Below are 12,793 nucleotides of genomic sequence, written 5' to 3' on the forward strand. Positions count from 1 at the left end.
CCCTCCAGCAATCCCCAGGGCGAGGAGTTCGAGGAGACAGTCCCGGGTCACGCTCCGCGCCGCGAGAACCACGCTGATCCGCCCCGCGCCCGGCGTTCCCGGGGCGGGTGCCGCCGGGCGGAAACGGGTAACGGGCAAGGGTGGGCATCACCCCCAGCCCCCTCACCCCCCGGGAGCCCCCGTGAAGCTGTACGCCGACACCCCGGTCCGCGCCTGCCTCCAACTCGTCTGCGACCTCGCCGCGCTCGTCTGGGCGTTCGTGTGGATCCACGCGGCCCTGGCCCTGCGCGAGACCCTCCTGTCCCTGAACCGTCCGGGCGAGCTCATGTCCAGCACCGGGGCGGGACTGACCGAGCACATGGACACCGCCGCCGAGAACGTCCAACAGGTCCCCCTCGCCGGGGAGGCGCTGGCCGCCCCCTTCACCGGCCTCAGCGGGACCGGCGAGTCCCTCAGCGCCGCGGGGGACTCCTTCCAGGACTCCGTGGGCACGCTCGCCCTCACCCTGCCGCTGCTCGTGGCCGCCCTTGCGCTGTTCCTGCTCGCCGCCACCTGGCTGCCCGCCCGCGCCCGCTGGATCGTCCGCGCCACCGCAACGGTGCGGTTCCGCGCGCTGTCCCCCGAGGCGCGTACCCGGCTGCTGGCGCTGCGCGCCCTGTCCGGCGCCCCCGCCGCCAACTTGGCGGCGGTGCACGAGGACCCCGCCGGGGCCTGGCAGGAGAACGACCGGACGGTGGTGGCGGAACTGGCCGCGCTGGAGCTGCGGCGCCTGGGGCTGCGCCCGAAGGCCCGGAACGGAAGGCCGGTGTTCAGTCGACTCGGATGAGGCCGCGTTGCAGGGCCGTGGTGATGGCCGCGGTGCGGTTGTCCACTCCGAGCTTGTCGAACACGTGCACCAGGTGGGTCTTGACCGTGGCCTCGCTGATGAACAGCTCGCGGGAGATCGCCCGGTTGGACAACCCCCTGGCCAGCAGGCCGAGGATCTCCAGTTCGCGTCCGCTCAGCGCCGGATGCGGTGAGCGGAGCCGGGCCATGAGCCGGTTCGCGACGTCGGGGGCGAGCGCGGTCTGTCCGCGCGCGGCCGCGTGCACCGCCTCGCACAGCTGGTCCGGCGGTGCGTCCTTGAGCATGTAGCCGGTGGCGCCCGCCTCGACCGCGGCGAGGATGTCGGCGTCGGTGTCGTAGGTGGTCAGGACCAGGACCGGCGGCGGGGAGTCGAGTTCGGTGATGCGCCGGATCGCGGTGACCCCGTCCATGCCGGCGCCCATCCGCAGGTCCATCAGCACGACGTCGACCTCCGTCCGGCCGCCGCCCGGTCCCCCGGAGCCCGACCCCCCGGCACCGGTGAGCACGTCCAGGGCGGCCCGGCCGTCGGCGGCCTCCGCCACCACGTCCATGTCCGGTCGTTCGGCGAACATCGCCTTGAGTCCGTGGCGGACCACCGGGTGGTCGTCCACCAGCAGGATGCGCAGGGGGCTGTCGGTCACCGGGATTCCTCCGGGGTCAGGGGCAGTCGGACGGCCACCGCGGTGCCCTCGCCCGGCGCGGACTCCACCTGCAGGTCCCCGCCCAGGGCGGCCACGCGCTCGCGCAGTGAGGCGATCCCGTAACCGGTGCCGTCCTCGCGCGGGCGGAGCCGTTCGGGCACGAAACCCTCCCCGTCGTCGTACACGTCCAGGGTGACCTCCTCCCCCAGGTAGCCGAGGGTGACCACGGCGGTGGTGGCGCGGGCGTGCGCGGTGACGTTGGCGAGGCTGGCCTGGGCGGCGCGCAGTAGCGCGACCTCGTAGCCGGAGGGGAGTTCGGTCGGGGTGCCGTCGGTGCGGAACCGGCAGTCGAGACCCCCGGTGCGGCCGACCCGTTCGCACAGCCGCCGCAGGGCATCGGGCAGGTTGGCCCCGGTCAGCGAGGGCGGGGCCAGGTCCCGGACGAACCTGCGCGCCTCGGCGAGGTTGGCGGAGGCGCTCTCCCGGGCCTCGGCGACACGGGTGGCCGCGAGACCGGGGTCCTGCGGCAGGGCGCTCTCCGCGGTGCGCAACAGCAGCACGATGCTGGACAGGCCCTGGGCGAGGGTGTCGTGGATCTCCCGGGCCAGGCGTTCACGTTCGTCGAGCACCCCCGTGCGGCGCTGGGCGGCGGCGAGTTCGTCGCGGGTCCGGGTGAGGGTGTCGATGAGTTCCCGGCTCCGTTCGCTCTCCCGGTCCAGAGCCGTGTAACCGGCGGCGATGGCCACCGCGAACACCGCCCCGAGCACCGGCCCCAGGACCATTCCGGCGGTGAGGGCTCCGCCGTGCAGGACCTGGCCCAGGACCGCGGCGGCGGTGATGACCACGACCGCGACCACCGAGTGGAGCCCGCGCAGCAGGTGCAGGTGCAGGAAGTACAGCGGGAAGGCCAGCCACACGAAGTCCGGTGCCGCCCAGGACAGGAGGGCCCACAGCAGGGTGACCGCGGCGAGCCACGCCAGGGAGCGGGTCCGGTGCACGTCGTGCCGGGCGGCCAGCGCCCCGGCGCAGTAGACCGCGCCGAGCAGCGCGGCCCCGCAGCCGACCGCCCAGTGCGTCCACTGCGGGTGGGCGGCGGCCGGGCCGGTGAGCGCGTACCGGGCGGTGCCGACCCCGAGCAGGAAAAGGAAGCAGGCGTGCAGGAGCAGACGCAGCACCCGGAGCACCGTCACCACACCGGGCAGTTCGGGCGCCCACCCCCTTCCGTACCGCATCAGTGCAGCTTATGACGGTACGGGTGACCGGGTCATCAACCGTTCGATGGAGTCCGCGCTCCACCCTGCCGCCGCCGGGAACGCTCCGTTCGCCCGATGACGGCGGCCCCGGAGCGGACGAGGCTGGAGGCACGCATCCACCGAGTGTCCACCGAAAGGAGGGCCGCCGTGTTCGTCGCCCTTCGTGACATCCGCTTCGCCAAGGGGCGGTTCGCGCTGATGGGCTCCGTCGTCGCCCTCATCACCCTGCTCATCGTGCTGCTGTCCGGGTTGACGGCGGGGTTGGCCGACCAGTCCACGTCAGCGGTCGGGAACCTGCCCGCCAGCCGCATCGCCTTCGGCACGTCCGGTGACGGCGACCCCGAGGAGTCCTACGCCGACAGCACCGTCACCCGGGCCCAACTCGACGCCTGGTCCGCCGCCGAGGGGGTGGAGTGGGCCGAACCGGTCGGCGTGACCCGGAGCCGGATCGAAATCGACGGCGGCGAAGGGGCCGCCATCGCGCTGTTCGGGGTGGTCCCCGGCGGCCGCCTGGCACCCGGGGGTCTGGGTGCCGACGGCGGTCTGGTCGTCAGCGAGGAGATCGCCGAGGACCTCGGCGTCGCCGAGGGCGACACGGTGACCGTCGCCGGTACCGAGCTGAAGGTCGACGCCCTCGCCCCCACCGAGCACTACAGCCACACCCCGGCGGTGTGGACCGGCATCGGAACCTGGCAGAGCGTCGACCCCCGGGTGCGGCACGCCGAGGGCGAGGACGCGCCGATCGCCAACGTGGTCGCCTCATCCGTCGGGCCGGAGGAGGCGGCCGGTGCCGCGGACGAGGCGGCGGGCACCGTCTCCACCACCCTGTCCGGCAGCCTCCGGGCGATTGGTTCGTTCTCCTCGGAGAACAGCTCCCTGGTCGCCATGCAGGGTTTCCTCTACGCGATCTCCGCCCTGGTCATCGGGGCGTTCCTGACCGTGTGGACGATCCAGCGCAGCGGGGACGTCGCGATCCTCAAGGCGCTCGGCGGCTCCACCCGCTACCTGTTGCGCGACGCCCTGGCCCAGGCCCTGATCGTGCTGCTCCTGGGCGCCGCCGCGGGCGGCGCCGCGGGCGTGGGGCTGGGCGCCCTGGCCGGTTCCGCCCTGCCGTTCTCGCTGACCGCGGCCACCACCCTGGGCCCGGTCGCCGCCATGGTCGTGCTGGGCATGCTCGGCGCGGTCCTGGCCGTGCGCCGTATCACCTCCGTTGACCCGCTGACCGCCCTGGGAGGCGTCCGATGAGCCTGGAACTGAGCAACGTGACCCTGACCTACCCCGACGGCGACGGGGTGGTGACAGCCCTGGACCGCGTGTCGGTGCGGGTGGCCCCCGGAGAACTGGCAGCCGTGGTCGGCCCGTCCGGGTCGGGCAAGTCGAGCCTGCTGGCGGTGGCCGCGACCCTCATCCGGCCGGACTCGGGCACGGTGCGTGTCGGCGGTACGGACACGCTGGGGCTGCGTCCCCGGGAGACGGCGCGGTTGCGGTTGGCCGAAGTGGGCATCGTCTTCCAGCAGCCGAACCTGATCAGCTCGCTGACCGCCGTGGAGCAGTTGGTGGTCACCGGGCACATGCGGTCCCGTCCGGTGCGCGAGGCGCGGGCCTCGGCGATGGAGACCCTGGCCGCGGTGGGTCTCTCCGGGAAGGAGCACCGGCGCCCGCACCAGCTGTCCGGAGGCGAGCGCCAGCGGGTGAACATCGCCCGGGCGCTGGCGGGGCGGCCGAGCGCCCTGTTGGTGGACGAGCCGACGGCGGCGCTGGACCACGACCGGGGCGCGCGGATCATGGAGCTGATCGGGGAGGCGACACAAACGTTCGGTGTGGCGACGCTGCTGGTCACGCACGACACCGAGCACCTCGGCGCGGCCGGGCGGGTGCTGGAGATGCGCGATGGGCGCCTGGGCGCCGCGGCGCCCGCCTGAGGCCGGTTCCGGACTCGTCCTCCCTGGCTCACACCGGCAACGTTTCCGGGCAGCCCGCTAGGCTGGGAGGCAGACCAGACCCTTGGAGCGCCCCATGTGCCAGGCAGCGCGGCCGGAGTCCGACCTCCCCGCCCGTGACACCTCCGGTTCCGACTCCGCGCGCCCGTCGCCCGGGCGGGAACCGGCCGGGACCGCGGAAACCCGGGACGGCCGGGGCGCACGCCTGCGGGGTGGGCGGAACCACTCCGACCAGTCCTTCCCCGATGCCGGGGCCCCGCGCGGCGCGAACCACTGAACAGCGCCCCGGCCACGGCCCCGGCTCCGGTACCCGGGACGTCACTGTTCACAGCACGAAGCGGATCCGGGTCCCAGGGCGGGCCTGAGCTGCCCGGGGCAGGTCGGCGGAGCAGACCACCGCGATGACCGGGTAGCCGCCGGTGACCGGGTGGTCGGCGAGGAACAGCACCGGTTCGCCGTCCGGGGGGACCTGGAGCGACCCGGCGACCATGCCCTCACTGGGGAGTTCGCCCTCGCGGGCCCGTTCCAGGGCCGGTCCGGCCAGGCGGGCGCCCACCCGGTCGCTGCGCGGGGTCACCTCGTAGTCCCCGGACAGCAGGGCGGTGCGGGCCCGTTCGGTGAACCAGTCCTCACGGGGGCCGAGTGCGACCCGCAGTTCCACCCGGTCGCCGCCGACCGGCCCGACGGGGGCGTGGTCCAGGTTCGGGAAGGCGGCGGGGGCGGGCCCGACCGGCAGTACGTCCCCGGCCACGGGGACTTCGGGGCCGAGCCGGGCGAGCACGTCGGTGCTGCGTGAGCCCAGCACGGGCGGTACGTCCACTCCCCCGCGTACGCCCAGGTAGGAACGGAGCCCCCGGTCGGGCACGCCCAGGGTGAGTTCGGCTCCGTCGGGCAGGTGCAGGACCTCGTTAACCGCCGCGCCGCGCCCGTCCACCCGGACCGGGACCCGGGCCCCGGTCACCGTGACGGTGACCGTGCCGTACGCCCGGACCCGCAGTCCGCCGAGCGTCACCTCCAGGGCCGCGGTGCCCGGAGGGTTGGCCAGGAGCCGGTTGGCGAGGGCGTAGGAGTCGGGGTCGGCCGCACCGGAGCGGCCCACACCGAGGGCGGCGTGGCCGAACCGGCCCGCGTCCTGCACGGTGGTCATCGGCCCGGTCGCCAGGACCTCCAGCGCGCTCCCGGCCGTGCCGCTCACGCGACCTCCTCGAAGCGCACCCGGACGCCGGGCCGCAGGAGGCCGGGCGGATCCCGGTCCAGGTCCCAGGTCACGGTGTCGGTGCGGCCGAGCAGCTGCCACCCGCCGGGGGAGCTGCGCGGGTACACGCCGGTGAACTCCCCCGCGAGTGCCACGGACCCCCGGGGGACCCGGGTGCGGGCCTCGCCCCGGCGGGGTACGCGCAGGCGGGGATCGTCCCCGACCAGGTAGCCGAAGCCGGGGGCGAACCCGCAGAACGCGACCGTCCAGGTCGCCGCGGTGTGGGCGCGGACGACCTCGCGCGGGCTGAGTCCGGTGAGTTCGGCGACGTCGGCGAGGTCCTCGCCGTCGTAGTGGACGCCGATGGTGACGGTGTCCCCGCTCCTGCGGTGGGTCTGGCCGGTCAGCGGGAGTCCGGTGACGGCCTCGGCGACCCCGGCCGGGTCGGCTCCGGGTTCCAGCCGCAGCAGGACGGTGCGGGCGGCCGGCACGACGTCCGCGACGCCCGGCAGCGGGTCCGCTTCCAGGGCGGCGCCCAGGGCGATGACCTGGTCCAGGTCGGCGACCTCCACCAGTATCCCGGTGTCTGCGCACTTCAGGACGCGCACGTACGGCTCCAGATCGGGTCGGGTTCGGTCAGGCGGTGCCGGGCGGTGCGGTGGCGGGCGCGCCGGTGAAGGGGGCGATGGTGACGCCCTCGGCACGTAGCCGCTCGGAAACGGCGCGGGCGATCTCCACGGCGCCGGGGCTGTCCCCGTGGACGCACAGGGAGTCGGCCTCGACCAGGATCCGGGTACCGTCCACGGCCTCGACGGGTTCGCCCCGGGCGATGCGCAGGCAGCGCTCGGCGACGGCCTCGGGGTCGTGCAGGACCGCACCGGGTTCGTGTCGCGGGACGAGGGTGCCCTGCGGGGTGTAGGCGCGGTCGGCGAAGGCCTCGCGGTAGGCGGTCAGGCCCGCCTTCTCGGCCAGGGCCAGGAAGCGCGAGCCGGGCAGGCCGAGGACGGGCAGGTCCGGATCGAAGGCGCGGACGGCCTCGACGACCGCGGCGGCCTGCTCCTCGTGGTGGACGATCGCGTTGTACAGGGCGCCGTGCGGTTTGACGTAGCGGACGCGGTCGCCGGCCACCGAGGTGAAGGCGGACAGCGCGCCGAGCTGGTAGATCACCTCGTCGGTGAGTTCGGCGGGCGGCACGTCCACGAAGCGGCGGCCGAACCCGGCGAGGTCGCGGTAGGAGACGTGGCCGCCGACGGCGACCCCGCGGTCGGCCGCCTCCGCGGTGGTGCGGCGCAGCACCGAGGGGTCGCCCGCGTGGAAGCCGCAGGCGACGTTGGCGCTGGTCACGACGGACAGCAGGGCGCGGTCGTCGCCGAGTTCCCAGCGGCCGAAGCTCTCCCCGAGGTCGGAGTTGAGGTCGATACGCAACGTGGTGCTCCCCTTTCCTGGTCGTCCTACCCGGTGGGGCGGCTGTTACCTCCGCCGGCGTGCCGGGTGCCTCCATGATCCCGCCCGGCCGAGCATGGTCGGCGCCTGGCCGGACACGGCCGGTCCGGGCCCCCGGACCACCCCCTGCCGCAGGTCCCGAAGTGCCAGAATGGTGCCCGTAATGGAACTGAACGGACGCCCCGTCAGCACGGGAGAACTCGCTGGCCTCGCCCTTTACGGCTACGGGCACTTCACGACCATGCTCGTCACGGACCTGCGGGTGCGCGGCCTGGACCTGCACGTGGAACGCCTCAGCCGGGACTGCGCGACCCTCTTCGGCACCGAACTCGACATCGCGCGCGTGCGCGAGCTCGCCCGACGCTCCGCCCGCGCGCACCCCTCGCCCTCCGTGGTCCGGGTGACCGTCTACGACCCCGCCCTGGACCTGGGCCGCCCCTCCTCGCGCCCCCTGCCCCAGATCCTGGTGTCCACGCGGGCGGCCCCCGGATCCGCGCCACCGCCGGTCCACCTCGGTACCCGCCTGTTCAACCGGGACACCCCCACGGTCAAGGGGACGGGGCTGTTCGGTGTGATCCGGCAGCGGCGCGCGGCCCAGCTGGACGGGTTCGACGACGCGCTGTTCATGGGTGTGGACGGCCGTGTGTCGGAGGGGCCCACCTGGAACATCGGCTTCCTGGAGGGATCCGGGCTGGTCTGGCCGCAGGCCCCCTGTCTGCCCGGGGTGACGATGCGCCTGGTCAGCCAGGTCGCCGAGCGGCTCGGGGTCCCGGTCTCCACGCGCCCGCTGGCAGCCGTCGCGGCCACCAGGGTGGCGGGCGCCTTCGTCACCAACGCCACCACCGGGGTCCGCCCGGTGGCGTCGGTGGACGGGGTCCACCTGCCCCGCCCCGAACTGCTCGACGAGCTCAGCCGGGCCTACCGGGAGCTCCCCGGCGAGCTGCTGTGAGCTGTCGCGGACCCGTGCCGGAGCCCGCGTCCACACCGGTTTCCGGGCCCGGGTGTGCGTTCCGACCCGCGCGCCCGGGCCACCACAGCCGGGGCCCCGCGTCCAGGGCGAGCGCCGGGATGAGCAGGGTGCGCACCACGAGCGCGTCGAGCAGCACCCCGAAGGCCACCAGGAAGGCCAACTGGAGCAGGAACAGCAGCGGGATGACCGCGAGCGCCGCGAAGGTCGCCGCCAGCACCACCCCGGCGGAGGTGATCACCCCGCCGGTGACGGTGAGGGCCTGCAGGACGCCCTCCCGGTGGCCGTGCAGGAGCGTCTCCTCGCGGGCCCGCGACATCAGGAAGATGCTGTAGTCGATGCCCAGGGCCACCAGGAACACGAACGCGAACAGCGGCACCACCGGGTCGGCCCCGGGCAGGTCCAGGACGTGGTCGAACACCAGGGTGCCCACCCCGAGGGCGGCGGCGAACGAGAGCACGTTGGCCGCCATGAGCAGCAACGGCGCCACCAGGGAGCGCAGCAGCGGGATCAGCACCAGGAACACGACGACCAGGACCAGGGGGACCACGACCGCGAAGTCGCGCTGGGCGGTCTCCCGGGTGTCGAGGTCGGTGGCGCTGACCCCGCCGACCAGGGCGTCGGCGCCCGGCACGGCGCGCACGTTCTCGCGCAGTTCGCGGACGGTGTCGACGGCCTCGGTGCTCTCCGGGTCGGCGGTCAGGTCGACCTCGACCAGGACGCGGCCGTCCACCACCAGGGCGGGGCTCCGGGTTCCGGGCGGCGCGGGTTCGGTCACGGCTGCCGCGCCGTCCGTCCCCGGGGTCGCCGCCGCGGCCTCGACGACCTCGTCCAGGTGGTCGGCGTCGGCGGCCACCAGGGCGGGGGCCGCGCCGGAGTCCGAGCCGAAGCCGCGTTCGAGGGTGCGCTGACCGTCGACCGCCTCGACCTCGGTGCGGAAGACGTCGGCCTGACCGGTGCCCTCGGCGGTGAACTGGGGCGCGAACACGGCGGCGACCAGCAGCAGGGCGGCGGTGCCCAGCCAGAGGGCGCGCGGGCGGCGGGCGACGGCGCGGGCGATCCGTCCCCAGAAGGGGTGCTGCCGGAGGACCCCGTCGGTGGTCCGTCCCTCCTTCCGGCGGGGGCCGTGCGGGGCGGCGGGCCAGAAGGCCGCGCGCCCGCACAGGGCCAGGGCGGCGGGCAGGAAGGTCATCGCGGCGAGCATGGCGGCCACCACGCCGACGGCCACCACGGGGCCGAGGCTGCTGGTGGAGTTGAGGTCGGCGGCCAGCAGGCAGAGCAGGCCGAGGATGACGGTGCCGCCGGAGGCGAGGACGGGTCCGGTGACCCCGCGTACGGCCGCGAGGACGGCGTCGGGCACCCGGTCGCGGGTGGCGAGCTCCTCGCGGTAACGGGCCACGAGCAGCAGCGCGTAGTCGGTGCAGGCGCCCACGACGAGGATGAACAGGATCCCCTGGCTCTGGCCGTTGAGGCTGACCAGCCCGGTGTCGGCCGCGGCGTAGACCAGGGCGCCGGACAGGCCGAGGGCGAGCAGGGAGGCGACGATGACCAGGACCGGCAGCAGCGGTGAGCGGTAGACGGCGACGAGGATGACCAGAACGGCGGCCACGGCCACCAGCAGGAGGGTGGAGTCGATGCCGCCGAAGGCCGCGGAGAGGTCGGCGGCGTATCCGGCGGGGCCGGTGACCTGGGCCCGGAGGCCGTCGACGGGGTCGTCGGCGAGCAGGGCGCGCAGCTCGGCCACGGACTCACCCGTGTCGTAGCCGTTGTCCACCGGGACCACGAGTTGGGCGACGGAGGGGTCCTCGGTGCCGGGTACGGGGCCGATCACCTGACCGGAGACCCAGGGTTGTTCGCCGATCCGCTCGGCGAGGGAGGCGGCGTCGGCGAGCCGGGCGTCGGCGAGGTCCTCGTCGCCGGAGAGGACGACGACGGCGGGGACGCTGTCGGCGCGGTCGAAGTCCTCGGCGATCCGGTCGACCTCGGTGGACTCGGCGCCGTCCGGGAGGAAGGCGGCGGGGTCGTTGGTCTGGACCTCGCCGAGTCTGCCGAGGAAGGCGCCGAGGGGGCCCGCGCCCAGGATCCACACCAGGGCGACCAGGAGGGCGGCCCCCACCCACCAGCGGGACCGCCGGGCCGGGGTTTCGAGTCGTGTACTCACCGTCGGGTGTCCTTCCGGGTTCACTGAGGTATAGCTAGGAATACGAGCTTCTTGGAATCCTAGCGAATTTTGGAAGTGCACCGTCCCCTCCCCCTCGCCCGCCCCACCGGTTCGGGGCGGGCGAGGGGGAGCTTCCCCCGGGGGTGGCCCCGCGGCTAGGCGCCCCGGTCCCGCGAGTTCCCCGCGGCGCCCTGCTCGGCCCGGGCGGCGATGTTGGCGGCCATCGACCCGAACACCACCCCGTGGAAGGGCGTCACCGCCTTCCAGTACAGGTGGCCCAACAGCCCGCGCGGGTGGAACAGCGCCCGCTGGTGGTACACGGTGCGCCCCCGGACTTCGCCCACCCCCAGCTCCAACCAGGCCGGTCCGGGCAGCCGCATCTCCGCACGCAACCGCAGCAGCCGACCCGGCACGATCTCCTCCACCCGCCAGAAGTCCAGCGAGTCCCCCACCCGCAGGCGTTCGGGATCGCGTCGGCCGCGGCGCGGCCCCACCCCGCCCACGGCCAGGTCGATCCAGCCCCGGGCGGCCCAGGCCAGCGGCCAGGAGTACCAGCCCCGTTCCCCGCCGATCCCCTCGATCACCCGCCACAGCTGTTCGGCGGGCGCGTCCACCACCCGGGCGCGGCGGTCGGTGTACAGGCTGCCCCCGGACCAGTCGGGGTCGGTGGGCAGGGGGTCCGAAGGGGCGCTGGGCCAGGCCGCGGACGACCAGCGGGTGTCCACCCGGTCCTCGTCGATGCGGCGCAGCGCCAGCGCCACCGCCCGGTCGAACCCGATCCGCTCGTGGTCGTCCAGCAGCTCGGCCAGGTCGTCCTCCTGGGCCACCGAGTCATGGCGCAGCGACTCCACCAGCGGACGCGCCACCGCGGGCGGAACCGGTGTGATGAGGCCGACCCACAGGCTGGACAGCCCCGGCGACAGCACGGGCACCGGAAGGATGAGCCTGCGGGCCAGCCCCGCCTCGGCGGCGAAGCGCTGGATCATCTCCGCGTAGGTGAGGGTCTCGGGCCCGCCGATGTCGAAGGCGCGGTTGGTGTCGGCCGGCAGGGTGTCGGCCTCCACCAGCAGGCGCAGCACGTCACGTACGGCGATGGGCTGTACCCGGCTGCGCACCCACCGCGGCGTGGTCATGGCGGGCAGGCGTTCGGTGAGGTGCCGCAGCATCTCGAAGGACGCCGAACCCGAACCGAGGATCACCGCCGCGCGCAGCACCACCGTGGGCACCGGACCGTCCAGCAGGAGGTCGGCGACCTCCTTGCGGGAGGCCATGTGCGCCGAGAGCTCCTCACCGTCCGGGGCGAGCCCGCCCAGGTAGACCACCCGGTCGACGTCGGCCTCCCCGGCGGCACGGGCGAAGGTACGGGCGCCCTTCGCGTCGTTGCTCTCGAAGTCGCCACCCCCGCCCATCGAGTGCACCAGGTAGTAGGCCACGTCCACCCCGTCCAGGGCCTCGGCCAGGCCCTCGCCGGAGACCACGTCGCCGCGTGCCACCTCCACCCGGTCCCGCCAGGGGTGGTCGCGGAGCTTGTCCGGGGTCCGGGCCAGGCAGCGGACCCGGTACCCGGCGGCGAGCAGTTCGGGGACCAGACGGCCGCCGATGTACCCGCTGGCTCCGGTGACCAGTGCCAGGCGCCCCCGGCGGGACGCGCCGCTCACTCCGCCGCCCCGTCGGCGCGGTGGCGGCCGCGCACGCGCGGTGCGCCCCCGTCAGCTGTGGCGTCCCGGGCTCCGGCCTGCTGTTCCACCCGGTGGTCGGGTTCCCCGGCGGCGTCCCGGAGGCGTTCGTCGGTGCTCCCGTGACCGACGGACCCGCCGACGCCCTCGGCACGCGGAGCCGGGACCCGGTCCCGGTGCCGGGACTCCCGGTGCTGGCGGAAGGGGTTGTCCTCGGCGAGGCCGCCGCTGAAGCGGCCGTACATACCGAAGGTCATCACCATCAGGCCCACGACGAAACTGAAGATGACGTTGGGCATGGAGAAGGCCAGGATGTTGAAGTCGGTGCTCATCAGGTAGAGGTTGACCAGCCCGCTGGCCACGAAGGCCGCACCGACCGCCACACACACGGTGGAGGCGAAGGTCCCGCCCAGCACCATCGCGCCCACCAGCAGCGATCCGATGGCGATCGACAGGAAGCTCAGCGCCCCGTTGGTGGACAGTCCCGCGATCACCTCGCCCTGGGTGTCGAACAGCGGGAGTCTGATCATCAGCCCCGCGATACCGAAACCGATCAGGACCAGTCCGGTGAGACCGGCGCCGATCCGGTAAACGATGTCGAGCCGCCGGTCCGCCCGGCGCTTGGTGTCCAGATCCATGTTGTCGCCCCTTTCGGTGCTCTCCCGACTAGA

At 74.3% G+C, this 12,793-nt stretch carries 12 protein-coding genes; 4 read left to right on the plus strand and 8 right to left on the minus strand.

Translation table 11 applies throughout. The features are described from left to right. The first annotated feature begins 181 nt into the window (after positions 1–181). Positions 182–826, plus strand: a complete 645-nt coding sequence (locus ACUKCB_RS15230; protein WP_473036280.1) for a hypothetical protein — start codon at positions 182–184, stop codon at positions 824–826. Here the strand turns inward: ACUKCB_RS15230 and ACUKCB_RS15235 are convergent. Both ACUKCB_RS15235 and ACUKCB_RS15240 read right to left on the minus strand, forming a co-directional pair. Continuing rightward, positions 810–1,487, minus strand: coding sequence for a response regulator (locus tag ACUKCB_RS15235; RefSeq protein ID WP_473036281.1), 678 nt, complete (start codon positions 1,485–1,487; stop codon positions 810–812). The genes ACUKCB_RS15230 and ACUKCB_RS15235 overlap by 17 nt on opposite strands. After that, positions 1,484–2,719, minus strand: coding sequence for a sensor histidine kinase (locus ACUKCB_RS15240; protein WP_473036282.1), 1,236 nt, complete (start codon positions 2,717–2,719; stop codon positions 1,484–1,486). The genes ACUKCB_RS15235 and ACUKCB_RS15240 overlap by 4 nt, the downstream gene beginning before the upstream one ends. Positions 2,720–2,887: 168 nt before the next feature. On the opposite strand from ACUKCB_RS15240, the gene ACUKCB_RS15245 reads away from it, so the two are divergent. Together ACUKCB_RS15245 and ACUKCB_RS15250 are read left to right on the plus strand one after the other, a co-directional pair. After that, on the plus strand, positions 2,888–3,985 hold the full coding sequence (locus ACUKCB_RS15245; protein WP_473036283.1) for an ABC transporter permease: 1,098 nt from the start codon (positions 2,888–2,890) through the stop codon (positions 3,983–3,985). Beyond that, positions 3,982–4,662 carry an ABC transporter ATP-binding protein gene (locus ACUKCB_RS15250; protein WP_473036284.1) on the plus strand — a complete coding sequence of 227 codons (681 nt, stop codon included), beginning with the start codon at positions 3,982–3,984 and terminating at the stop codon, positions 4,660–4,662. The genes ACUKCB_RS15245 and ACUKCB_RS15250 overlap by 4 nt, the downstream gene beginning before the upstream one ends. Positions 4,663–5,005: 343 nt before the next feature. On the opposite strand, the gene ACUKCB_RS15255 is transcribed toward ACUKCB_RS15250, so the two are convergent. Genes ACUKCB_RS15255 through ACUKCB_RS15265 form a run of 3 tightly spaced genes read right to left on the minus strand, consistent with a single transcriptional unit; the run spans position 5,006 to position 7,300 of the window. Continuing rightward, positions 5,006–5,875: a 5-oxoprolinase subunit C family protein gene (locus ACUKCB_RS15255; RefSeq protein WP_473036285.1), complete on the minus strand. Its 870-nt coding sequence runs from the start codon at positions 5,873–5,875 to the stop codon at positions 5,006–5,008. Beyond that, a complete protein-coding gene (locus ACUKCB_RS15260) occupies positions 5,872–6,483 on the minus strand; it encodes a 5-oxoprolinase subunit B family protein (protein ID WP_473036286.1) in 612 nt (203 codons plus the stop codon). The genes ACUKCB_RS15255 and ACUKCB_RS15260 overlap by 4 nt, the downstream gene beginning before the upstream one ends. A gap of 28 nt (positions 6,484–6,511) precedes the next feature. Next, the gene (locus ACUKCB_RS15265; protein WP_473036287.1) at positions 6,512–7,300 is read right to left on the minus strand and encodes a LamB/YcsF family protein; all 789 of its coding nucleotides are present in this window, start codon (positions 7,298–7,300) and stop codon (positions 6,512–6,514) included. A gap of 181 nt (positions 7,301–7,481) precedes the next feature. Between ACUKCB_RS15265 and ACUKCB_RS15270 the strand changes: the two genes are divergently transcribed. Beyond that, entirely contained in the window at positions 7,482–8,267 is a 786-nt protein-coding gene (locus ACUKCB_RS15270) for an aminotransferase class IV family protein (protein WP_473036288.1), read from the plus strand. Here ACUKCB_RS15270 and ACUKCB_RS15275 read toward each other — a convergent pair. The 3 genes from ACUKCB_RS15275 to ACUKCB_RS15285 all read right to left on the minus strand — a co-directional run bounded on the left by ACUKCB_RS15275 (position 8,227) and on the right by ACUKCB_RS15285 (position 12,760). Further along, positions 8,227–10,446, minus strand: a complete 2,220-nt coding sequence (locus ACUKCB_RS15275) for an MMPL family transporter (protein WP_473036289.1) — start codon at positions 10,444–10,446, stop codon at positions 8,227–8,229. The two genes, ACUKCB_RS15270 and ACUKCB_RS15275, sit on opposite strands and share 41 nt — an antisense overlap. 155 nt (positions 10,447–10,601) lie before the next feature. Continuing rightward, positions 10,602–12,104 (minus strand): SDR family oxidoreductase, encoded by a 1,503-nt coding sequence (locus ACUKCB_RS15280; protein WP_473036290.1) that lies wholly within the window; start codon positions 12,102–12,104, stop codon positions 10,602–10,604. Further along, on the minus strand, positions 12,101–12,760 hold the full coding sequence (locus ACUKCB_RS15285; protein ID WP_473036291.1) for a DUF4383 domain-containing protein: 660 nt from the start codon (positions 12,758–12,760) through the stop codon (positions 12,101–12,103). The genes ACUKCB_RS15280 and ACUKCB_RS15285 overlap by 4 nt, the downstream gene beginning before the upstream one ends. Between the last annotated feature and the right edge of the window lie 33 nt (positions 12,761–12,793).

It is taken from the genome of Nocardiopsis moroccensis (assembly GCF_055763695.1).